General features: G+C 71.6%; 16 protein-coding genes and 4 pseudogenes. 14 read left to right on the top strand and 6 right to left on the bottom strand.

Translation table 11 applies throughout. From position 1 onward, the window contains the following. Positions 1–9 precede the first annotated feature (9 nt). The 5 genes from OG390_RS31870 (at position 10) to sucD (ending at position 6,527) form a co-directional block, all read left to right on the top strand. Positions 10–1,206 carry a vWA domain-containing protein gene (locus OG390_RS31870; protein ID WP_406177953.1) on the top strand — a complete coding sequence of 399 codons (1,197 nt, stop codon included), beginning with the start codon at positions 10–12 and terminating at the stop codon, positions 1,204–1,206. Positions 1,207–1,336: 130 nt separating this feature from the next. Further along, positions 1,337–2,263, top strand: coding sequence for a hypothetical protein (locus OG390_RS31875; RefSeq protein ID WP_406172847.1), 927 nt, complete (start codon positions 1,337–1,339; stop codon positions 2,261–2,263). Between the two features lie 149 nt (positions 2,264–2,412). Next, a complete protein-coding gene (locus tag OG390_RS31880; RefSeq protein ID WP_406172848.1) occupies positions 2,413–4,014 on the top strand; it encodes a hypothetical protein in 1,602 nt (533 codons plus the stop codon). A gap of 427 nt (positions 4,015–4,441) precedes the next feature. Beyond that, positions 4,442–5,620 (top strand): ADP-forming succinate--CoA ligase subunit beta, encoded by a 1,179-nt coding sequence (gene sucC, locus OG390_RS31885; RefSeq protein WP_369248679.1) that lies wholly within the window; start codon positions 4,442–4,444, stop codon positions 5,618–5,620. A gap of 22 nt (positions 5,621–5,642) precedes the next feature. After that, positions 5,643–6,527: a succinate--CoA ligase subunit alpha gene (gene sucD / locus OG390_RS31890; protein ID WP_406172849.1), complete on the top strand. Its 885-nt coding sequence runs from the start codon at positions 5,643–5,645 to the stop codon at positions 6,525–6,527. Between the two features lie 221 nt (positions 6,528–6,748). Here sucD and OG390_RS31895 read toward each other — a convergent pair whose 3' ends face one another. Next, positions 6,749–7,870 (bottom strand): sigma factor-like helix-turn-helix DNA-binding protein, encoded by a 1,122-nt coding sequence (locus OG390_RS31895; RefSeq protein ID WP_406172850.1) that lies wholly within the window; start codon positions 7,868–7,870, stop codon positions 6,749–6,751. Between the two features lie 108 nt (positions 7,871–7,978). On the opposite strand from OG390_RS31895, the gene OG390_RS31900 reads away from it, so the two are divergent. Next, positions 7,979–9,598: a DUF6350 family protein gene (locus OG390_RS31900; protein WP_406172851.1), complete on the top strand. Its 1,620-nt coding sequence runs from the start codon at positions 7,979–7,981 to the stop codon at positions 9,596–9,598. 179 nt (positions 9,599–9,777) lie between these two features. Here the strand turns inward: OG390_RS31900 and OG390_RS31905 are convergent, their stop codons facing one another. Next, positions 9,778–10,620 carry a hypothetical protein gene (locus OG390_RS31905; protein WP_406172852.1) on the bottom strand — a complete coding sequence of 281 codons (843 nt, stop codon included), beginning with the start codon at positions 10,618–10,620 and terminating at the stop codon, positions 9,778–9,780. A 795-nt stretch (positions 10,621–11,415) separates the two neighbouring features. Between OG390_RS31905 and purN the strand changes: the two genes are divergently transcribed. Beyond that, positions 11,416–12,036 (top strand): phosphoribosylglycinamide formyltransferase, encoded by a 621-nt coding sequence (purN, locus tag OG390_RS31910; protein WP_406172853.1) that lies wholly within the window; start codon positions 11,416–11,418, stop codon positions 12,034–12,036. Beyond that, a complete protein-coding gene (purH, locus tag OG390_RS31915; RefSeq protein ID WP_406172854.1) occupies positions 12,033–13,595 on the top strand; it encodes a bifunctional phosphoribosylaminoimidazolecarboxamide formyltransferase/IMP cyclohydrolase in 1,563 nt (520 codons plus the stop codon). The genes purN and purH overlap by 4 nt, the downstream gene beginning before the upstream one ends. A 75-nt stretch (positions 13,596–13,670) precedes the next feature. Here the strand turns inward: purH and OG390_RS31920 are convergent, their stop codons facing one another. After that, a complete protein-coding gene (locus OG390_RS31920; RefSeq protein WP_406172855.1) occupies positions 13,671–14,216 on the bottom strand; it encodes a hypothetical protein in 546 nt (181 codons plus the stop codon). A 289-nt stretch (positions 14,217–14,505) separates the two neighbouring features. Here OG390_RS31920 and OG390_RS31925 point away from each other — a divergent pair. Beyond that, positions 14,506–16,179 (top strand): annotated as a pseudogene (locus tag OG390_RS31925) (IS200/IS605 family accessory protein TnpB-related protein). On the opposite strand, the pseudogene OG390_RS31930 reads toward OG390_RS31925, so the two are convergent. Both OG390_RS31930 and OG390_RS31935 read right to left on the bottom strand, forming a co-directional pair. Beyond that, a pseudogene (locus OG390_RS31930) lies at positions 16,151–16,515 on the bottom strand (lytic transglycosylase domain-containing protein); the annotation flags it as partial. The pseudogenes OG390_RS31925 and OG390_RS31930 overlap by 29 nt on opposite strands. 154 nt (positions 16,516–16,669) lie before the next feature. Next, on the bottom strand, positions 16,670–17,323 hold the full coding sequence (locus OG390_RS31935; RefSeq protein WP_406172856.1) for a hypothetical protein: 654 nt from the start codon (positions 17,321–17,323) through the stop codon (positions 16,670–16,672). Between the two features lie 312 nt (positions 17,324–17,635). Here OG390_RS31935 and OG390_RS31940 point away from each other — a divergent pair, with 312 nt between their 5' ends. The 5 genes and pseudogenes from OG390_RS31940 to OG390_RS31960 all read left to right on the top strand — a co-directional run bounded on the left by OG390_RS31940 (position 17,636) and on the right by OG390_RS31960 (position 22,112). Further along, a complete protein-coding gene (locus OG390_RS31940; protein ID WP_399076982.1) occupies positions 17,636–18,490 on the top strand; it encodes a bifunctional methylenetetrahydrofolate dehydrogenase/methenyltetrahydrofolate cyclohydrolase in 855 nt (284 codons plus the stop codon). 79 nt (positions 18,491–18,569) lie between these two features. Beyond that, a complete protein-coding gene (locus OG390_RS31945; RefSeq protein WP_406177955.1) occupies positions 18,570–19,037 on the top strand; it encodes a DUF3017 domain-containing protein in 468 nt (155 codons plus the stop codon). A 344-nt stretch (positions 19,038–19,381) separates the two neighbouring features. After that, positions 19,382–19,570: pseudogene (locus OG390_RS31950) on the top strand (response regulator transcription factor); the annotation flags it as partial. Positions 19,571–19,915: 345 nt separating this feature from the next. Further along, a complete protein-coding gene (locus OG390_RS31955; RefSeq protein ID WP_406172857.1) occupies positions 19,916–20,497 on the top strand; it encodes a helix-turn-helix domain-containing protein in 582 nt (193 codons plus the stop codon). Between the two features lie 370 nt (positions 20,498–20,867). Then, positions 20,868–22,112 (top strand): DUF2690 domain-containing protein, encoded by a 1,245-nt coding sequence (locus tag OG390_RS31960; RefSeq protein ID WP_406172858.1) that lies wholly within the window; start codon positions 20,868–20,870, stop codon positions 22,110–22,112. 359 nt (positions 22,113–22,471) lie between these two features. On the opposite strand, the pseudogene OG390_RS31965 reads toward OG390_RS31960, so the two are convergent. Next, positions 22,472–22,629 (bottom strand): annotated as a pseudogene (locus OG390_RS31965) (cobyrinic acid a,c-diamide synthase); the annotation flags it as partial. Positions 22,630–22,866: the final 237 nt, after the last annotated feature.

Consider the following 22,866-nt stretch of genomic DNA (forward strand, 5'->3'; position numbering starts at 1 on the left):
GCGAGCGAAATGAACGACGCGACCGGCGCAAGCGGTGCGCCCGACGCGCCCGGTGCGCCCGGCGCAGCGAGAGAGCGGCTCCGCCGATGGCGGCTCGTGCTCGGCGGGGACGAGGCGGATGGCACCGGATGTGTGCTCGCCGGGCAGGACGCCGCGATGGACGGGGCGCTCACCGCGCTCTACGGGAAGGGGAGCAAGGCACAGGCGGGGCGGGACCGTTCGGCGGGGCTGGGGGCGTCGGCGCCGTCGGTCGCGCGCTGGCTCGGGGACATACGGACGTACTTCCCCTCCTCCGTCGTCCAGGTCATGCAGCGCGACGCCATCGACCGGCTCGGGCTGTCCACCCTTCTGCTGGAGCCCGAGATGCTGGAGGCGGTGGAGGCCGACGTGCACCTGGTGGGCACCCTCCTCTCCCTCAACAAGGCCATGCCGGAGACGACGAAGGAGACGGCGCGGGCCGTGGTGCGCAAGGTCGTCGAGGACCTGGAGAAGCGGCTCGCCACCCGCACCCGGGCCACGCTCACCGGAGCCCTCGACCGTAGCGCCCGCATCACCCGCCCCCGCCACCACGACATCGACTGGAACCGCACGATCGCGGCGAACCTGAAGCACTACCTGCCCGAGTACCGCACGATCGTGCCCGAGCGGCTGGTCGGCTACGGCCGGGCCTCGCAGTCCGTGAGGAAAGAGGTCATCCTCTGCATCGACCAGTCGGGGTCGATGGCGGCGTCCGTCGTCTACGCGTCCGTGTTCGGCGGGGTGCTCGCGTCGATGCGGTCCATCGCCACCCGGCTCGTCGTCTTCGACACAGCCGTCGTCGACCTCACCGACCAGCTCGACGACCCGGTCGACGTCCTCTTCGGCACCCAGCTCGGCGGTGGCACGGACATCAACAGAGCACTCGCGTACTGCCAGTCGCAGATCACCCGGCCCGCCGACACGGTGGTCGTGCTCATCAGCGACCTCTACGAAGGAGGCATACGCAACGAGATGCTGAAGCGGGTGGCGGCCATGAAGGCTTCGGGGGTGCAGTTCGTGACGCTGCTCGCGTTGTCCGACGAGGGGGCGCCCGCGTACGACCATGAGCATGCGGCGGCGCTCGGGGCCCTCGACGCACCGGCGTTCGCGTGCACGCCCGATCTGTTTCCCGAGGTGATGGCTGCGGCGATCGAGAAGCGTCCGCTGCCGATACCGGACACCAGGTGAGAGGAAGCGAAAATCCGGACATGAATACCCATCGGTAACAGGGGGCTTGCGCAACCTCGGGAGTCCCGTGCGAGGATCGACGCGGCCTCAGAGCCGTCTCTTGCCTTCGTACGGGAGGATCCTCCCCCTCTTGACCCCCTCAGTCGCACTGCCCGGTGCCGCTGTGCGCGTGATGCGTACGGCGGCCGGTCGGCGTGCGCTGCAAGTGGTGCTGCTGGTGGGTGGGTTGTTCGTACTCGGGTTCCTCTGCGGGGAGAAGGCGCACGCGGCCGACGGGGCGGTGCCGACGACTGCGGCGGGGGTCGTGCAGTCGGCGAGAAGCACGGCGGATCGGGTGGTGACAGCGGGCACGTCGGCCCCCGAGGCCGGCGCCAACCGGACGAGTGCCGTCACGCACGTCACCGACACCGTTCGCCATGTCGGACAGCCGACCGCCGTCACCGTTCGCCAAGTTGGACAGTCGGCCACCGACGCCGTTCGCCATGTCGGCGAGTCCGTCGGCGACCTCGTCCAGCCGGCCGCCGACACCGCCGTACGGCCGATCGGTGACGCGGTGAAGACGGTCACCGGCGGACTGCGTGCAACCCCGCCGGACGTACTGCCGTCCGTGCCGGGACTCCCCGACCTGCCCGCGATCCCCGGTGCGGGTGCGCGGACTGCGCCCGTCGGTTCGGCCCCGCAGCCGTCGAGCGGGGTGGCCCAGCGGCCGGCCGCCGCGGACGAGCAGGACAAGGCGGCGCGTCGCTCGGACGCACCCGCCGACGCCTGGTACGGGCCGAGTGGTCCCGCCGCCGACACCGATGGGGTCGCCGCGAGCCGCGACCACGGCGGCACCCGAGCGGAACAGGCGCCCGCACGCCAGGCACCCCCCGGCGACCCGACCGGCGCGCTGGGCAACCAGTTCGCGGTCGACAACGGCCCGCCGCGGCACGGCGATCCGCATGCCGTCACTTCGAACCACCGGGCGCCGCTGCGGCTCGCGCCCGGCGCTTCCGCGGTCATCACCGCGGCCGAGACCCGGGACAGGTACCGGGACATTCCCGTTTTCCCCGGCTAGGGCAGCCCTTCCCCCGCTGAACGACCTGCCGCGCGGGGGCGGAACAGGTCTGCCCGCCGTCCGGACACCCCTCCGATCCCCGGACGGACGCCCCCGGAATTCACCGGAATGTCCCGAACTCTCGGAATCCCGAAGGATCTGACGTACGCATGAACAAGAACATCCGCCGTTCCATCGTCATAGCCGCCGGTGTCACCGGCGCGTGGGCGCTCGGCTCCGCCGTCGCCAGCGCGGACGAGCTGCCCGCGTCGTCCTTGGCCACTCCCGACGTCGGCCTCGACGTCCCGGACACCGTCGGCTCGGTCACCGGCACCGTCGACGGCGTCGTCGGGAACGTGACGAGCGACGTGCAGAGCACGGTCTCCGGCGTCACCGAAGGCGTCACCGGCGGCACCGCCGCCGACGGCGCGGCCTCGACCGTCACGGACGCGGCCGCCAAGACCCGGTCCACGGCCGACAACGCCACCGCCACCGTCAAGAAGACCGCCACCACCGCGACGACCAGGACCGCCGACCACGCCCGCCGCTACGTCGACGCCAAGGTCCCCTCCGTCAACCACCTCTCGCAGACGAAGACCGCCGTCGCCGACCGGGTGACGGGCAAGGCCGAGGAGACGGTCGCCGATGCCGGCGCTCCGCAGGACGAGATCGACTACCTCTTCGGCCCGCTCTCCGCCTTCGCTCCGGAGATGGAGCAGGCCCTCGCGGGCGCGCAGACCAAGCTCGCCGCCGTCCAGCGCACCGCCGCCGGGGTGCCGTCCGCCGTGCAGACGAAGGCACAGCAGACCGTCGCCACCGCGCAGCGGACCGCGGGCACGACGGTCACCGGTGCGCCCGCACGGGTCCAGGGTGCGGTCCAGGGCGCCGTCGGCACCGCCACCGGCATCGCGGTCCCGATGGTCGGCGAGACCGCGGCCGCCGCGCTGCCGCCCGTCGCCGGCACCGCCGTCCACGGCGTCACCCCGGTCGTGGACCACGCCGTCGGCAACGTGACTGCGCTGACGTACGGCGCCGTGGGCAACGCGACCACGCTGGCGTACGACGCCGCCGGTCACGCCGCGGCCCTGGCGCACGTCGCCACGGCGGACGCGACGACCCTGGCGCACGGTGCCACGGGTGACGCGAGCACCCTGGCGTACGGCGCCGCCGGTGACGTACAGCCGCTGGCCGGAGGTCTCGCCGGCCAGGTCGTCGGTGACACGGCCGCCTCCGCCCTGCCGCCCGTCGCGGCGACCGCCGTGCACGGCGTCGTCCCGGTGGCCGGTCAGGCCGTCGGGGACGCGGGTGTGCTGGCGTACGGCGTGGCCGGCGACGTCCAGCCCTTCGCGGGCGGCGTCGTGGGCGACGCGGGGACGCTGGCGTACGGCGTCACCGGCCCGGTGGCCCCGTTCGCGCAGGGTGTCGTCACCGACGACGTGCAGCCCTTCGCCGGGGATGTGGCCGGCGCGGTGCAGCCGGTCGTCGACTTCGTGCAGCCGGTCGTGGCGGGCGTCGAGGGCAGCGCCACCGGGTTGTCGTACGGCGTCACGGGCGATGTGCGGCCGTTCGCCGACCACACCGTCGGCCAGGTCGCCCCGTTCGCGGGCGGCTTCGTCGGCCAGGTCGGTCCCTTCGCCCAGGGCCTGAACGGAACCGTCGAGGCGACCGGCGGCCCCCTCGCGGGCAACGCCGTCGGTGGCGTCCAGGGCGTGGCCCGGTCGGTCGCGCCGAGCTACGTGCAGGACGCGCAGTACGGCGCGTACAGCATCTGACGCTTCCCCCATGTGCCGTACGGCGACATCCGGCGAAGCCGACGTACGGCATCCGACCGACTCCGCAGGGCGACGGCCCCGAACGGCCGAAAGCCGTCGGTCCGTGCGACCGGAACCCCGCGGTGGGGCCGGGTGGTCCCCATTGGGGTGGGGACCACCCGGCCCTGAGCCCCGTACCAGGGGCTGTTCAAAGGGCCTCACCAGGCAAACCCCAGCCTGGTGAGGCCCTGCTCTGTGACAGGTATCACCGCTCATGTGTGATCTGCGATTTAGGGACCCGCACCCGGCGGCGATAACCTGCGAGACGGACATGCCGCGCGCTCGGACACCGTGTGCGCCACCCTTGTGACAGCGGACGTCACGTTGCCCTTCGCGGCACGCCCACGCATCCAACGAACCGCGAGATCACTGATAGGGACGGACGCGCGTGGACCTGTTCGAGTACCAGGCGAGGGACCTCTTCGCCAAGCACGGTGTACCGGTGCTGGCCGGTGAAGTCATTGACACGCCTGAGGCAGCCCGCGAGGCGACCGAGCGTCTTGGCGGCAAGTCCGTCGTCAAGGCCCAGGTGAAGGTCGGTGGCCGTGGCAAGGCCGGTGGCGTGAAGCTCGCCGCCACCCCGGACGAGGCCGTCGCCCGCGCGACGGACATCCTCGGCATGGACATCAAGGGCCACACGGTCCACAAGGTGATGATCGCCGAGACCGCTCCGGAGATCGCCGAGGAGTACTACGTCTCGTACCTCCTCGACCGCACCAACCGCACCTTCCTCGCCATGGCGTCCGTCCAGGGCGGCGTGGAGATCGAGGTCGTCGCGGAGGAGAACCCCGAGGCCCTCGCGAAGGTCCCGGTCGACGCCAATGAGGGCGTCTCGATCGAGAAGGCCCGCGAGATCGTCGCCCAGGCGAAGTTCCCTGCCGAGGTCGCGGAGCAGGTCGCCGAGATCCTGGTGACGCTGTGGGACACCTTCATCAAGGAGGACGCCCTCCTCGTCGAGGTGAACCCGCTCGCCAAGGTCGCCGACGGCCGCGTCATCGCGCTCGACGGCAAGGTGTCGCTGGACGAGAACGCCGAGTTCCGCCAGCCGGAGCACGAGGCGCTCGTCGACCACGCGGCGGCCAACCCGCTCGAGGCCGCCGCCAAGGCCAAGAACCTCAACTACGTCAAGCTCGACGGCGAGGTCGGCATCATCGGCAACGGCGCGGGTCTCGTCATGAGCACCCTGGACGTCGTCGCGTACGCCGGTGAGAACCACGGCGGCGTGAAGCCCGCCAACTTCCTCGACATCGGCGGCGGCGCCTCCGCGGCCGTCATGGCGAACGGTCTGGAGATCATCCTCGGCGACCCGGACGTCAAGTCCGTCTTCGTCAACGTCTTCGGTGGCATCACCGCCTGTGACGAGGTCGCCAACGGCATCGTCCAGGCGCTGCAGCTGCTCGCCGACAAGGGCGAGGAAGTCACCAAGCCGCTGGTCGTCCGTCTGGACGGCAACAACGCCGAGCTGGGTCGCAGGATCCTGTCGGACGCCAACCACCCGCTCGTGCAGCGCGTGGACACCATGGACGGCGCGGCCGACAAGGCCGCCGAGCTGGCCGCGGCCAAGTAAGGGACGAGGGAAAACCACAGCCATGGCTATCTTCCTCAACAAGGACAGCAAGGTCATCGTCCAGGGCATGACCGGTGCCACGGGCATGAAGCACACCAAGCTCATGCTGGCCGACGGCACGAACATCGTCGGTGGCGTGAACCCGCGCAAGGCGGGCACGTCGGTCGAGATCGACGGCCACGAGATCCCCGTCTTCGGCACGGTCGCCGAGGCCATGGAGAAGACCGGCGCCAACGTGTCCGTCCTCTTCGTGCCGCCGGCCTTCGCCAAGGCCGCCGTCGTCGAGGCGATCGACGCGGAGATCCCCCTCGCTGTCGTCATCACCGAGGGCATCGCCGTCCACGACTCCGCCGCCTTCTGGGCGTACGCGAAGTCGAAGGGCAACAAGACCCGCATCATCGGCCCGAACTGCCCCGGTCTCATCACGCCGGGCCAGTCGAACGCCGGCATCATCCCGGGCGACATCACGAAGCCGGGCCGCATCGGTCTGGTCTCGAAGTCCGGCACGCTGACGTACCAGATGATGTACGAGCTCCGTGACATCGGCTTCTCGTCCGCCGTGGGCATCGGTGGCGACCCGGTCATCGGCACCACGCACATCGATGCGCTCGCCGCGTTCGAGGCCGACCCCGACACCGACCTGATCGTGATGATCGGTGAGATCGGTGGCGACGCGGAGGAGCGGGCCGCGGACTTCATCAAGGCCAACGTGACCAAGCCGGTCGTCGGCTACGTCGCCGGCTTCACCGCGCCCGAGGGCAAGACCATGGGCCACGCCGGCGCCATCGTCTCCGGGTCCTCCGGTACGGCCGCCGCGAAGAAGGAGGCCCTCGAGGCCGCCGGCGTCAAGGTCGGCAAGACGCCGACCGAGACGGCGAAGCTTGCGCGCGAGATCCTTGCGGGCTGACGCTCTGCTGGGCTGAACGTCCAGTGGGCCCGCACCCCTTGCCGGGGTGCGGGCCCACTCGCGTTTCCGGGGCGGGAGCCTCCTTGCAAGGCGCCCGGCGTTGGTGGCTGTGCCCACCCTCCCCCCCCAGCTCTCGGCTTGGCCCGAGCAGGAGACCGACCCCCATCGCCCTGCGGGGCGATGGCCCACAGCGGCAACGGATCGGACGGTCGGCCGTCGCGTCACCTGCTGTCGGGGACCAGCCGTTCCGGGCCGCTTGCCGTTTCCGACTTGAGCTTGGTGCGAAGCTTCAGTTGGGGCGGGGAGAGGGGGCCCGGGGCGACGCGGGGTGGTACTCCGTGGACCGTTTCGGGCGGGGACAGGGGGGCCTCGTAGTGGTCCGGGGCCGAGCGGAGCGTCAGGGCCGTGGTGCCGATGAGCAGGACCGTGAAGGCGATGGCCGCGCGGGTCCAGCGACGGGCGCGCCGTTCGCCGTGCCAGCGGACGCTCTGGGGCTTCGCCGCCCGCAGCCGCTCCGTGCTCGCGAGTTCGGCGAGCCGTTGGTGCAGTTCCTCCGGCACCGCCAGCTCCGGCATGCGCGCCGCGACGGCCTTCCGCGCGTGCAGCAGCCGGTTGGCCGCGGCGGGCGTGCTCGCCTCCGTCTCGGCCGCAGTCTCCGGCAGGTCGAGGCCCACACCGTCGTACAACAGGAGCGTGCGCCGGTACACCGGCGGCAGCTTCAGGAGTACATCGAGCAGCGCGCGGTCGGCAGCGTCGGCGGGCGGTGCCTCCGGGTGCCGGTGGCGCAGCCGCATCCGGTGCCAGGAGGAGAGCGCGTACTCGTACGCGGCCGCCCGCACCCAGCCGGCCGGATCCCGGTCCACGGCCACCTCGGGCCAGCGGTGCCAGGCCAGTTGGAAGGCCCGCTCCACGGACTCACGCGCCAGCTCGCGGCGCCCGGTGAGCAGATATGTCTGCCGTACGAGGGCGGGGGCGCAGAACGCGTAGAGGGCGTCGAAGGCCTGAGCGGGCGTCAGCGCGGCAGTGGGCAGCGCGGATTCCGCTTCCTCGGACGGCTTCTCCGCGGGGGAGGATGGCGAGACGCCGACACCCACCGGCGCCGGAACGGCCTGCTCGTGACGGACGGTCACCTCGGGCTCCGCGCACGCCGGCTCGGTCAGCAGCTGTGCGTACGCTTCTCGCTTGCGGCCACGCGGCGTCGTACGACCGGTCTCCCAGGAGCGCACCGTCACACGGGTGACGCCCAGTCTGGAGGCGACCTCGGCCTGGGTCAGTGACTGGGCCTCGCGGAGACGGCGGCGCTCCTCGGGGGCCGGCAGCGGGGTAGCAGGGCTCCGTGTCATGCCGGACTCCACAGGGTGCCCTTTCGTACGAAAAAGTACATAGATGCATATTGAGCGACACATCCGGGGTTCGCCTGTTACGACGAGAAAGCGCGTGTCGTTGGGAGCATGAGATCCGTGACCCAAATGACCGACCGCAGGCTGTCGTTGTCGCCCCTGCTCACCCGGATGCGCGACCGTTCCCCCGGACTGGCCGCCAGCCTCATGGGTGGCGCCCTCGCTGCGGGGCTCGGGCTCGGCTCGTTCGCCGTCCTCGTCATGGTGCTGTGGATCGGCTCGCCGTACCCGGACAGCGGGCCCGAAGGGGCGCTGCACGTGGCCGCGGCGCTCTGGCTCCTCGCCCACGGTGTGGAGTTGATCCGCACCGACACCTTGTCGGGCCTGCCCATGCCGGTGGGGGTGACACCGCTGCTGCTTCTCGTGCTGCCGGTGTGGCTGCTGCACCGGGCGGGGCGCGACGCGTCCGACGCCGAGTCCGAGGCGGGGCCGCGCACGGCGTGGGCCGGGGTCGTCATGGGCTATCTGTCCGTCGGCACGGCCGCCGCGCTGTATGCCTCGGGCGGCGCGTTGCGGCCTTCCTGGGCGTGGACCGCGGTGTGCCTGCCGCTGCTTGCGCTCGGGGCGGCGGGGGCGGGGGTGTGGACGGCCTACGGGCGTCCGCGGGGGCCGATGCCGCCCTGGATGCGACGGGTCCCGGCGGCGCTGCCGCTTTCCGGCGTACGTCGTTCCGTCGGCGCCCCCGATTCCGTGGCACCGGAGGCTCCCCGGTTCCTCGGCGGTGTGATGCGGGCGGCCGGAGCCGGGGTGGCGGTGCTTGTCGGGGGCGGGGCGTTGCTCGTGGCGGCGTCGCTGGTGTGGCACGGAGGGACGGCTCGCGACTCGTTCCTGCAGCTCACCGATGTGTGGTCGGGGCGGTTCGCCGTGCTGCTGCTCTGCCTCGCTCTCGTGCCGAACGCGGCGGTGTGGGGGGCGGCGTACGGGCTCGGGCCCGGGGTCGTCCTCGGTGCCGGGCATGTGGTGGGGCCGCTGTCGGGGGCTGCGCCGGGGTCGCTGCTGCCCGCGTTCCCGCTGTTGGCGGCGGTGCCGGGGGCTGGGGGGCCGTTGAGCTGGGCGAGTGGGGCGGTACCGGTGGCCGCGGGGGTGACGGTGGCGTGGTTCGTGGTGGCGGCGGCCGTGCCCGGTTCCGGGGCGGGGGATGCGGGCTGGTCCCGGGGGCGGGTGGTCGCCGCGGTCGTGCTGGCCGCCGGGCTGTGCGGCGTCGCGCTCGCGGTGCTGGCCGGGCTGGCCGGGGGGGCGCTCGGGATGGCGGCGCTCGCCCACTTCGGTCCGGTGTGGTGGCAGGTGGGGCCTGTGGCGGTGGTGTGGACCGGGGTGGTGGGGGTTCCTGTGGCGGTGGGGGTGCGGGGGTGGCGGCTTCGGGAGGCTCGGCCGGGTACGTCTTCTGCCGGGCGGGTCGTTCGGATGCCGCGGCCGTCGTGGCCCTCGTGGCTGCCGTGGTCGTCACGGGCGCGGCGGTCGTCGGCCGATGTGTCGACGGCGACGGTGCCGCCCGCCGCCGCTCAACCCCATCCGGGGGTGCTGGACTCCTCGCTCGAGCCCTGCGAACCGTATGTCTTCCTTCCGGACGACGTCACGGGTTCCCCCTGGCACGAGGACCTGCGCCGCGAGGCCCGTTGGGAGGCGCTCAAGGAGGCGTCCACGCCTCCGGAGCCGCCGGACTCCGTCTGAGGGTTCACAGGGGGTGTTTTCCCGCCCCTCCGCCCCTACCCATTCCCGTCCCCTGGGGCTCCGCCCCAGACCCCGCCGGGGGGGGGGGCGCCGCCCGCTGCACCGGTCTGGGGGCGGCAGCCCCCGGTACGGGACGGGTAGGGGCGGAGGGGGCGAAAACCGCCGCCCGGCGCCTGCCGTCAGCCGTGTGTTCCCAGCAGGCCCCGGAGGTCCTTCGGGAGGAGGTCGTTGCAGGACTGCTTCGCGGCGTGGGTCAGGGCGTCGTTCGTGCAGGAGTAGTAGTCGCTGTAGACGAGCTGCGCGGCGAAGGCCGCCGCGACCATGACGATGGCCAGCGAGGCGGTGACGAGCCCGCTCACCGCGGCGGTCGTCTGGGGGCGGGAGTTCGGATCGGGCGCCGGAGTGTCCGGATTCGGAGTCCGGGGCTTGGCACGCAGCGCGCTGCCACCCCAGTACAGGGCGAGCGCGCCGAGCAACAGCGCCACGTACGGCCAGCTGAAGAGGGCGAAGAAGAACGCCCACATCCCGGCGAGCAGGGCATAGCGCGCGCGGCGCTGAGCCGGATCCGTCGGGTCCCAGCGCATGCCGCTGCCCGGACCGCCGCCGGGTCCTTCCGGACCGCCCTGTCCCTGTGGCGCTCCGGGCCTGTCACCGAAACGGCCGCCGCTCGAAGGCCCGGGCTGCCGGTCGCTCCACTGGCTGCCCCACGGGGACTGCCCGCTCTGGTCGCCCCCACCGCTGCCGTCCGCTCCCTGCCCGCTCGCGGGCCGCCTCGGCTGCCACGGCCGGTCGGGCGTGCCCTCCGGGGGCGGAGCGAACGGATTGTCGTCGGAGTTCGAGGGGGGAGTGGCAGGAGCGTCGGGACCCCGATCGTCCGAGGAGCCGTTCCCGCCCGCCGAGCCGCGTCCACCCGCGGAGCCGTTCCTGTCCGCGGGCGCGTCCCCGCTCGACCGCGGCGGGGTGGGCGAAGGGCGCTGCTCGCGCAGCAGCAGCGGAGGGAGTCGGAGACTGCGGTCCGGCATCAGGTGTGCGTCTTCCCCTTGGTGGTTCTGGCGGGCGGCGTGTCCACACGGCATCGTGCTCGCGACGCGCCCCGAGCTTCTTCACCCCGGGCTCGCGCCCCAGGTGTCGAGCCCCGGGCTGACGCCCCGAGCTCCTTGCCCCCGGGCTCGCGTCCAGGGCTTTCTGCCCCCGGGCTCGCGCCCAGGATTTTCGATGCCCAGGACTGGCGTCCCGAGCGTCGTACCCCGGGCTCGCGTCCAGGGCTTTCTGCCCCCGGGCTCGCGTCCAGGATTTTCGATGCCCAGGACTGGCGTCCCGAGCGTCGTACCCCGGGCTCGCGTCCAGGGCTTTCTGCCCCCGGGCTCGCGCCCAGGATTTTCGATGCCCAGGACTGGCGTCCCGAGCGTCGTACCCCGGGCTGACGCCCCGAGCTTCTTACCCTCGGGCTCGAACCCAGGATTTTCGTCCCCCAGGACTCGCGCCCCGAGCGTCGCACCCCGGGTACACGCCCCGAGCTCGCACGTCCGCCCAAGGCCCAGGACCCGGGACGATCGCACCCAGGGCCCGTGCCCCGAGCCTTTCGTGCTCGTCACAGGTCAACGTCCCGCATGCGCAGGGCGTTCCCCCGTGGTGGACGGTGTTCCCGGGTGGATCCTCCCCAGACGCTACCTTCCGGCCACGCCCCCGTCCCGTGGGGGCCGCCAGGTGTGCCGGTATCGTTGCTGACGGTCGACCGCTTCGTAGACTTCCCCGTATCCCGGGGCACGAAGCATTCGTACGACCGTACAAACGCTCCCCCGAGAAAGGGCCCCGTCGTGGCCAAGGCCAAGCGCCTCGTCGTGCTGGTCTCCGGATCAGGTACGAATCTGCAGGCACTGCTCGATGCCATCGCGACCCATGGCACCGAGGCCTATGGAGCCGAGATCGTGGCCGTCGGGGCCGATCGGGACGGTATCGAGGGGCTTGCGCGCGCCGAGCGGGCCGGCATCCCCACCTTCGTCCACCGGGTCAAGGACTACGACAGCCGGGACGAGTGGGACCACGCTCTCGCCGAGGCCGTCGCCGCCCACGAGCCCGACCTCGTCGTCTCCGCGGGGTTCATGAAGATCGTGGGGAAGGAATTCCTGGCCCGGTTCGGTGGGCGCTTCGTCAACACGCATCCCGCCCTGCTGCCCAGTTTCCCGGGGGCCCACGGCGTGCGCGACGCGCTCGCGTACGGCGCGAAGGTCACCGGATGCACCGTCCACTTCGTCGACGACGGCGTCGACACCGGACCGATCATCGCTCAGGGCGTGGTGGAGGTCCGGAACGAGGACGACGAGAACGCTCTGCACGAGCGCATCAAGGAAGTCGAGCGAACGCTGCTCGTCGATGTCGTGGGGCGGCTCGCCCGTAACGGCTATCGCATTGAGGGACGAAAGGTAGTTATCCAGTGACCGCCGAGAGCAACAAGCGGCCCCTTCGCCGGGCGCTCGTCAGCGTCTACGACAAGACCGGGCTCGAGGAGCTGGCTCGCGGGCTGCACGAAGCCGGCGTCGAGCTGGTCTCCACCGGCTCCACCGCCGCCCGTATCGCCTCCGCCGGCGTCCCCGTCACCAAGGTCGAGGAGCTGACCGGCTTCCCCGAGTGCCTGGACGGCCGCGTCAAGACCCTGCACCCGAAGGTCCACGCGGGCATCCTCGCCGACCTGCGGCTCCCCGATCACCGGCGTCAGCTGGAAGAGCTCGGTGTCGAGCCGTTCGACCTCGTCGTCGTCAACCTCTACCCGTTCCGCGAGACCGTCGCCTCGGGCGCGACGCCCGACGAGTGTGTCGAGCAGATCGACATCGGCGGTCCTTCGATGGTCCGGGCCGCGGCCAAGAATCACCCGTCCGTTGCCGTGGTGACCAGCCCGGCGCGGTACGGGGACGTGCTCTCCGCCGTCAAGACCGGTGGCTTCGACCTCCGTACCCGCAAGCGGCTCGCCGCCGAGGCCTTCCAGCACACCGCCTCGTACGACGTGGCGGTGGCGAGCTGGTTCGCGGACGACTACGCCGCGGCCGACGACAGCGGCTTCCCGGACTTCCTCGGTCACACCTACGAGCGCAAGAACACCCTGCGCTACGGCGAGAACCCGCACCAGGGCGCCGCGCTGTACGTCGACGGCACGGGCGGTCTCGCCGAGGCCGAGCGGCTGCACGGCAAGGAGATGTCGTACAACAACTACACGGACACGGACGCCGCGCGCCGTGCCGCGTACGACCACGAGGACCCCTGCGTCGCGATCATCAAGCACGCCAACCCGTGCGGTATCGCGGTCGCGTCCAACGTCGCCGAGGCGCACCGCAAGGCGCACGCCTGTGACCCGCTGTCCGCGTTCGGCGGCGTCATCGCGGTCAACCGGCCGGTGACGAAGGAGATGGCGGAGCAGGTCGCGGAGATCTTCACCGAGGTGATCGTGGCGCCCGAGTACGAGGACGGCGCCCTCGAAGCCCTCACCAAGAAGAAGAACATCCGCGTGCTGCGGGCCCACAAGGCGCCCGCGAACCCGACCGAGGTCAAGCAGATCGACGGCGGCGCGCTGCTCCAGGTCACCGACCGCCTCCAGGCCGACGGCGACAACCCGCGGAGCTGGACCCTCGCCACCGGCGAAGCCCTGAACGAGGGCGAGCTCGACGAGCTGGCCTTCGCCTGGCGGGCCTGCCGCGCGGTGAAGTCCAACGCGATCCTGCTCGCCAAGGACGGTGCCTCGGTCGGCGTCGGCATGGGCCAGGTCAACCGCGTCGACTCCGCGAAGCTCGCGGTGGAGCGGGCGGGCGCCGAGCGTGCGCGCGACTCGTACGCCGCCTCGGACGCGTTCTTCCCGTTCCCCGACGGCCTGGAGATCCTCGTCGAGGCGGGTGTCAAGGCCGTGGTCCAGCCCGGCGGTTCGGTCCGTGACGAGCTGGTCGTGGAGGCCGCGAAGAAGGCCGGCATCACGATGTACTTCACGGGGACGCGCCACTTCTTCCACTGAGCCTGTCCAGCAACGCCGCGGCCTCCGGCCCTCCCCCGAGGGAGCCGGAGGCCGCCTGTATGCAGGCCTGTCAGATCAGCACGGGCGGAGCGAGTAGATCGGGTCCCACGTCGACGTCCCGCTCTGGTACGCCGTCGACGTCCAGCGGACGCTGCCGTCCTGGTTGTAGAACTTGGCGACCGTGCCGGGCGTCTGGTTGTTGTTGAACGGGCCGTCGCCGGTCCAGTTGCTAACAGTCCAGGTCTGGCACTTGTAGAAGTCGAAGTTGGTGCCCCTAACGGTCATGCACAGGTGTCCGTAAGCACAGTTCAGGTCGGCCGACTTGGTGGAGTTCTTGCCGCTGGGGTCGACCGTGACGTTCAGGCCGTCGTATTTGACCTGGGTGGCGGAGACCTGGCGGCCGCCGGGGTGCCCGGCGAGGACGGCGTCGACCCGCTGCTGCAGCTTCGTCGCCTGGGCGTTCGTGCGTCCGGGGGCGAGAGCCTCGGCACGGAAGTCGGGCCCCGCCGTCGCGGCGGAGGCCACCACTGTCGAGCGGGCAAGCAGGGCGGTCGCCGCGAAGAGCGTCGCGACGGGCTTCTTGAGTTTCGCTGTGTCCCCCCAGCGATGACGTACGTGCACAACGGGCCGGTCCACCTGCTGTGGTGATGTGCGTTCACCGTCCCAGGGGCGGCAGGGCGCCGGTACCTCGGAACTCTCAAGGTCGCGCCTTCCCGGGCGAGGCGTTCCATTGGTGGCTGTTCCTTGCGTATTGCCGTGTAGGGGTATGTCGGGGCGAGCGTTGCTTGCTCCGCTGGGTTGCGACGGATGGACCGCTTGGATATTCGGGACAAGAACAAGTGACCTTTCCCAGTGCTGTTCGTTGTCCTGTGTGACAAGCGGATCAGAGGGTGGAGCGGGGGTGGGTGTGGTGCGCGGGAGGGCGGAGCGGTCGGTTTCGGGTCTGCGGGTGCCGGCTGATCCGTTTGTCGCTGCAGGGCCGTCGGGTGTGGCGGTGCGCGATCGGCTCAAGCACCTCACGGTTGAGGACGAGAGGGTGCTGCGGCTGGTCGGCGCGCACCTGGGCACGCTCGCCTCGCGGGATCTCAAGGCGCGGTGCGCCGACGGGCTGGAGCACTCTGCGGACACGTGGGCGGCGCGCAAGCGGGAGCTGACGCCGTTGTCGTCGTCCCGGTGGGCCGGGGCGATCACCAAGGCGTCGCATGATCAGTGGGCGCTGTCCCGGCGTTGCCAGGCGGCGCACATTCAGAGTCTTGTGGCCGGGATCCAGACGATCCGGCACCGCCTGTCGCTGCCCGTGGGCGAGAGGGGATCCAGGGATGCTCCGGGCGGCTACCGGTCCGCAGGGGAGTGGCATACCAAGTCGCGTCGGTTGGCCGCGCTGGAGGCCCGACACGCGGCGGTCTTGGAGGACTCGCAGGCCGGGCGGGTGCACGTGGTGCGCGGTGGCAAGCGCCTGTTGAACACCCGGCACCACCTCGCCGATGCCCGGCTCACCGAGACGCAGTGGCGGGCGCGGTGGGAGGCGGAGCGGTGGTTCCTCGCGGCGGACGGTGAGTCGGGCAAGCGGTACGGGAACGAGACCATCCGCGTCACCCCGGACGGCGAGGTGAGCATCAAGCTGCCCGCCCCGCTGGCCGGGCTGGCGAACGCCCCTCGCGGCCGGTACGTCCTTGCTGCCCGCGTCGCCTTTCCGCACCGGGGCCCCGAGTGGGCCGACCGTGTGGAGGCCAACCGGGCCGTCGCCTACCGCATCCACCTGGATGTCGCGCGGGACCGCTGGTACCTGACCGCATCCTGGCAGTACATGCCCGCCCCGGCGATCCCGCTGGACGCGGCCATCGCGCACGGTGTGATCGGGGTGGATACCAACGCCGATCACCTCGCCGCCTGGCGACTCGACCGGCACGGCAACCCCGTCGGCAACCCGCGCCGCTTCTTCTACGACTTGAGCGGTTCCGTCAGTCACAGTGACGCCCAGGTCCGCCATGCTCTGTCGAGGCTGCTGAACTGGGCCAGGACCTGCGGCGTGAAGGCCATCGCCATCGAGGACCTGGACTTCACGGCGGAGAAGACCAGGGAGAAGCACGGCCGCAAGAGGCGGTTCAGGCAGCTCATCTCCGGCATGCCTACTGGCAGACTGCGCGCCCGCCTGACGGCGATGGCCGACGCCACGGCTATCGCGATCATCGCGGTGGACCCGGCCTACACTTCCCGGTGGGGCGCTCAGTACTGGCAAAAGCCCCTCACCAGTACGACCCGCAAGACCAGCCGTCACGATGCGGCGAGCATCGCGATCGGCAGGCGCGCCCAAGGGCACCCGATCCGGCGACGGACGGCACCGCCCCCACACGACCGGAGTGATCGTGTGGGGCATCGGACCGCCCAGGCCCGACCGGGCAGCCTCGGGCGTGAGGGAACCCGCCCCCGCATTCCCGGACCGCGCACACGATGCGCTGGGCCCGGACACGGAGCGAACGCGGGAGACCAGCGTGCCCAACACCGTTCGGGGCATGCGGCTGAGCATGAGTCCTGGCAACAGGATTCATCACCGCTCAGTCTCCAGGAACGGTGTACTCCTTGAGGTAGTGGGCGACGCGGTCGGCGTACGAGCGGTACTTCGGGGGACTCCGCCCGCCTCGTTCACTTTTCTGTACGAGGTCCGGTACGCGGCGGCGACCAGCACCTGTCCGTCGCCGTCCCGGCCCGGCTTGAGCCGCGGCGCGATCGCGCACAGATAGCGGCTCATGGCCGGGATGGACTGGGCGGGCGTGAAGGGAGGCTTGGGGATCTCCGGCGTCGGCTTTCCGTCGTGGCGCAGTACGCGCGGAGTCCAGCGGGCGATTCCGTACTCGTCCATGGCGGGATCGGAGAGATGGGCATCGAAGTTGCTCTCGGACTTCAGCATCGCGGCGATCAGGCACGCGCGGCTACGGGATTCAGGGTAGGCAGACGCACCAGGGCCGTGTCCCCCCTTGTGCAGGGTGAGACACGGCCCTTGGAGTGAATGGCGTGAACTGTTCAGTGACGCCGGGCTGTTCAGTGGCGCAGGGTTGTTCGTGCCGTGGGGTTGTTCAGTAACGCGGGCGCGCAAACCAGGCGGTGCCGCTGGGCACGACCGGCGCCGCCGTGATGATGGCGGCGAAGACGACCCAGATCAGCGGGAAGATGACGGCGGAGGCCATTCCGGAGTCGAGGCCGACGAAGAGAAAGATCAGACCGACGATCCCGCCGAGCGCACCGTAGATGACGGTGGTGATGCGGATGCCCTGGGCGCCCTTGCCGAACTTCACGCCGAGGGTGATCGAGAGGGCCGCGAGAGCCGCCGCGACCAGGCCGATGACCACCAGGACGCCCGAGGCGATGCCGGCACCGTCACTGAACGAGCTGAACGGATCGTCGGACGACGAGCTGTAGCGGTCCGCCGCGTTGGACACGTCGTTGGCGATGGCGGCGAAGTAGAACCAGCCCAGAGCCGCCAGGATCTGCACTGCGGAGATGATGAACAGGAACACGCGCGCCGTGACCAGAAGCCCCGGCATCGACTGCGGAAGCATCTGGTTGCCGCCCGGGTAGCCGGGGTAGGCCGGCTGCTGCGGGTAGCCGTAGCCCTGCGGCGGTACGCCGGGCGGGGCCTGTGGGTAGCCGTAGCCGGGAGCGGCCGGCGGAGCGGCGGGGGGCTGCTGGGGCGGCTGCCCGTAAGGGTTGTTCGGGTCGCCGAAACTCATGGCGGGTTTTCCTCCGTTGCCTGGTGCGGGGACGACGCGCGGCACGGTTCGGAGGAATTTCTACAGAGCGGTCCGTCCCCCCGGTACTGCCCGCGGCACTGTCTGCTCATCGTTCTTTAGCCGACTCTTACTTGTCCAGCCGCATTCCTTATGTGTTGTGCAAGTGCAACATCGGTGATCATGGCCCGATACGGTCGAAACGGGCGCCGGAAGGTGGCCGAAGCCGTGCGGTGAGGCCCCGGCGGGGGCGCGGGAAGGCCGCGGGGTGCCCGGATTGGAACCAGGACCGGGTCATCCGGGAGGATGGGGGGCATGACCGCCCAGATTCTCGATGGCAAGGCCACCGCAGCCGCGATCAAGTCCGACCTGACCGCCCGCGTGGCGGCCCTGAAGGAGAAGGGCGTCACGCCCGGCCTCGGGACGATCCTGGTCGGGGACGACCCCGGCAGCCAGAAGTACGTCGCGGGCAAGCACCGCGACTGCGCTCAGGTCGGCATCGCCTCCATCCAGCGTGAACTGCCCGCCACCGCCACGCAGGAGGAGATCGAGGCGGTGGTCCGCGAGCTGAACGAGGACCCCGCCTGCACCGGCTACATCGTCCAGCTGCCGCTCCCCAAGGGCATCGACGAGAACCGCATCCTGGAGCTGATGGACCCCGACAAGGACGCGGACGGTCTGCACCCGATGAACCTCGGGCGACTCGTGCTGAACGAGCCGGCCCCGCTGCCGTGCACCCCCAACGGTGTCCTCACCCTGCTCCGGCGCTACGGCGTGGAGATCAAGGGCGCCGAGGTCGTGGTCGTCGGCCGTGGTGTGACCATCGGGCGCCCGATGCCGCTGCTGCTGACGCGACGCAGTGAGAACGCTACGGTCACCCAGTGTCACACCGGCACCCGTGACCTCTCCGCGCACCTGAAGCGCGCCGACATCATCGTCGCCGCGGCGGGCTCCGCGCACCTCGTCCGGGCCGAGGACGTGAAGCCGGGCGCCGCCGTCCTCGATGTCGGTGTCTCGCGCAGCGCCGAGGGCAAGATCGTCGGTGACGTCCACCCGGACGTCGCCGAGGTCGCCGCCTGGATCTCCCCGAACCCGGGCGGCGTGGGCCCGATGACCCGCGCCCAGCTGCTCGTCAACGTGGTGGAAGCGGCGGAGCGCAGTGTCGGCTGAGGGCGGTTCCGAGAGCAGCGAGGCGCGCGGCGCGCGGAAGGCCGGCGCCGAGTCGGCCGTACGGGATGCGGAGGCGGCCGTGCGGCATGCCGTGAACGCCGGTGACGAACCGACCGCCATCGACGCCGTCAGCGCGCCCGACGCCGAGGGGAAGCCGCGGCGCACCACGCGGCGCTTCCCGAGGATCACCCGGGACACCGCGAGGCCCGAGGGCGGCGGCCGGGCGGCGCCCGGGGACGCCCCGGCGCCCGCGCGTCAGTGGCCGATCCTCACCGTGCTGTCGGCCGTCGGGCTCGGCCTGCTGCTGACCGCGCTCGACGTGTTCCGGTACGGGATGATTCTTATCGGCGCAGCGCTCCTTGCGGGCGCGGTGATGCGCTGGACGCTGCCGAGCGTGGGCATGCTGGCGGTCCGCTCCCGCTTCACCGACATGCTCACGTACGGCGTGCTGGGCGTGGCCATCGTGCTGCTCGCGCTGATGGCTCAGCCCGACCCTTTGCTGGAGATTCCGTTCCTGGACGACACCCTGCACTTCACGGTCCGCTGAGCGCGGAGCGCTGAGCCTTCGGCTCCGAGCTCCGGCCCCTTGCGTACGACGGTGGCCCGCGCCTCCCCCGAAGGACGCGGGCCACCGTGCTTTTCGGGCGGGCGCTCAGCAGTCGATGTACTTCATCCGGAGCTGGTGGAAGGACTTGCCGCTGAGGGCGTAGAGCCGTACCGGTGAGGAGTCGCCCTTCGGGCCCGCCCAGTCGCTGTCGACGTACCCGCCACCGCGCGTCAGGCCGCGGACGAGCGGGCAGCGGCCGTCGGACGTGGTGTCGTGGACCGTCCCGGTGATCTTCGTGTCGTAGTTGCACCACTTCCCGTTGGCGTAGCCCTCGCCGCGGAGACCTGGTCCGGGCCGGTCTCGTGGGGCTGTTGAACGCGGCGCCCGGCATCGAGGTCGTCGGGGAGGCGGGGGACGGCGACGAGGCGGTGCGGCTCGCCGCGCAGACCCGGCCCGACGTGATCCTGATGGACATCCGGATGCCCGGCACCAACGGCATCCAGGCCACCGAGCGCATCCTCGCCGAGGCGGTCGTCAGGCCTCGCGGGTGAGTGCGGCCGCCGTCGGCCGAAAGGGCGCGATCGCGGCCTGTGCCCGGACGCGGCCGGGACACCCCGGACATGACCGCGGCCCGTCCTCTCCCCCGAGTAAGGACGGGCCGTGATCGGGCGGGTGTTCCGCCCGGGGTCAACACTTGTGCACGGGAACAGGCTGTTCAACACCTGGCAGTTCGCTGTGGCACGGAAGTGACCATTCCGCTACGGGGTCCGTGCCGTGTGCCGGGAACCGTCCGCCGGGCGGCGCCGCCGACCCTTCACTGGAACCGTCCCGCCGCCCGGTGTCGTCCCTCGCTCAGGGAACGCCGAGGGAGGTCAGCGATGGGTTCCTGGCAGCCGCTGCCGGAGCAACTGCCGCCGGAGGTGCGCCACTTCGTCGAGCAGCTGCGGCAGCTCAAGGACCGCACCGGCCTGAGCCTGGTCGCCCTGGGCGCACGCACCGCGTACAGCAAGTCCTCCTGGCAGCGCTACCTCAACGCGACACAGCCGCCACCCCGGCAGGCCGTCGCCGCGCTGTGCCGGGTCGCGGGTCTCGCGTCCGAGGACACGGAACGCTTCGGCGTGCGCTGGGAGTTGGCGGTGGAGGTCTGGCCCCGGGTGCCGATGGGTGCCGACTCGGTGTCCGGCGGTCCGGCGTCCGGCAGTTCGGTGTCCGGCGGTCCGGTGTCCGGCGGTCCGGTGTCCGGTGGATCGTCCGGGGGTGGGCTCGCGCTCGGCGGTTCGTCCGCGGATGGGGCCGTTGCCGACGTGTACGAGGACGACCCCACGCTTCCGTGGTGGGACGCGCCGCCGCCCGACGTGTCGTCGTCCGGAGCCTCCATGGGCCGCCTGCCGCTCTACGCCGCCCTGCTTCTGCTCGCCCTCCTTCTCGTCACCGTGGTCGGAGCCGTCACCCTCGGGTGAGCTGAGGGCTCCCGGGGTCCCTGAGGTCACGCCTGTGTTGTCGTTGTGTCGATGTCTTGACAAGTTCAGGGATATGTACTGATCCATTACAACAGCCGGGTTAACGTGAGCAATCGGGACGGTCCGGGACGTCCCGCGCGGAGGCCAGGGGTTCGACCGGTCGCACATGGTGCCGGTGGGACACTGGACCGCAGCCCAGCGGGCGTGCAACGGTGCATGCCCTGGCCCGAATGCTCCCGTGCGCCCCCAACCCGGGAACTGAGATCCTGACCGAGCGCATCCCTGTGGGTAGCCAGAACGGGGACTCGGCGGAGGGGGCCACGCGCGGGGAGAACAGTCGTGCACGTACGGGGGAAAGAGGGGGGAAGCAATGCCTCGTTGGAGGGCCTTGCCGGATGAACTCGATCCGCAGGTCAGGGAGTTCGCCAGCCAGCTGCGTCGGCTCGTCGACCGGAGCGGGCTGAGCATTGCCGCCGTGGCCGACCGCACGGGCTACAGCAAGACGTCCTGGGAGCGTTACCTCAACGGGCGGCTGCTCGCGCCCAAGGGTGCGATCGTCGCGCTGGCCGAGGTGACCGGGACCAGCCCCATCCATCTGACGACCATGTGGGAGCTCGCCGAGCGCGCCTGGAGCCGCTCGGAGATGCGCCACGACATGACCATGGAGGCGATCCGGATCTCCCAGGCGCGTGCCGCGCTCGGGGAGTTCGGGCCGACTCCGGCGAAGGGGAGCAACGGCCGGCAGGCCGCGCGCAAGGGCGGCAACGCGACCGCGACGCCCGGGATCGCCGGGCCCGCGGGGGTCTCGCCGACGGTGCCGCCGTCGGCGCCGTCCGTGCCGTCGCAGCCATCCGGTCCGGACGCGGGGGAGTCGTCTTCGTACGGGGCTTCGGCGTACGGGGGCGGCTCGCGCGGCGGTTCGGGGTCCGGCGGGACCTCGTCCGGGGGGCCCTCGTCCGCTGGTGCGGGGCGCGGCGGCGGTTGGGGGGCTGTCGCCTCGCCGAACGACGGGGGCGGGCAGTTCGGTCCCTCGGCGTCGGCCGGACCGGCCCGGCCGGCCGGGGGGCCGCCGCAGGACGCGCGGCCGGGCGCCGCGGGGTCGAGGGGCGGGGCGCGGCGGGCGCGGCGGGGGCGGCGGCTCACGATGTTCCTCGCGGGGATCGTCGGCGCGCTCGTGGTGATCGCGGTGGCCCTCTACCTCACCAGTGGCGGAGACAAGAAGAACGCGGGCGACACACCCAAGACGCCCTCGACCTCGGCCGGCGTCAATCCCGACCTGCCGGCCGGGGTGAAGTGCAGCGGCGCGGGCTGCACCGGCAAGGACCCGGAGAACATGGGCTGCGGCGGTGAGTTGGCCAAGACCACCACCAGCGTCACCGTCGGAACGACCCTCGTCGAGGTGCGCTACAGCGAGATCTGTGGCGCCGCCTGGGCCCGGATCACCCAGGCCGCGCTCGGCGACCGGGTCGAGGTGTCGTCGGGCAGCGCGGCCAAGCAGACCGGGTCGGTCATCGCGGACACCGACGCGTACACCCCGATGGTCGCGGTCAAGGACGCCGGTGACGCGACGGCGTGCGCGACGCTGAAGTCGGGCCAGAAGGGCTGCACGAAGTAGCGGCGCGGCGCGTCGCGGTGTGCCGTCGCGTGCTCCGCCGGTGGGTGGGGCTCGGGTCGGGGTGGGGTTTGCGGCGGTGGGTGGTTTCGCCTTCCGTCGGTGGGTGGGGCGGGGCCGTGCCGGTGCATCCGCCCCGTCGCCGGTGGCAGATCGCTTGGGCTTCACAGCTCGGCCTGTCGGCAACCACGTAAGCGACGGGGCATGTGATGTACCGTCACGGCCCCTCCCGTGCGTCGGCGACTGTGGGTGGGTGGGTGGGGCGTGCGTTGCCACTGCGGGCGGGCGTGCGGCCTCTTCCGCCGGGGGCGTGCGTCGACGGCTGCGGGTGTGTTCCACCCACCCCGTCGGCTCCCTTCCGCCCGGCGTTTCAGCCCGTTCGGCGTTTGAGGACGAGGCCGTTCAGGCCGAAGCGGGGGTCTGGGGGCGCAGCCCCCAGGTACGGGACGGGTAGGGGCGGAGGGGGCGAAAAAAGCGTCCCCCGGCAGGGATTGGCCGCACCGCTCCGGGGCAGGCGCACCGTACCCCCACGGGATCCGGAGCCGTCCGGGAGGAGTCACCCCCTTCCGGGCCGGACCTCGGTACCCCCACAGGCGGTCGCCCCGCCCCCTCTCCCGGGCCGGGCGGCCGCCTCTCGGGGGGGTTCTGTGGGGTGGGCCACACGGACCCGGACGTCGGGGGTCCCGGATGCGCGATAGCCTGACGGCGGATCTCTCTTGACGCCAAGAGATCGATCATCGGTACCCCTGATCGATCA

The sequence above is a fragment of the Streptomyces sp. NBC_00996 genome (assembly GCF_045162675.1).
Classification (GTDB): Bacteria; Actinomycetota; Actinomycetes; order Streptomycetales; family Streptomycetaceae; genus Streptomyces.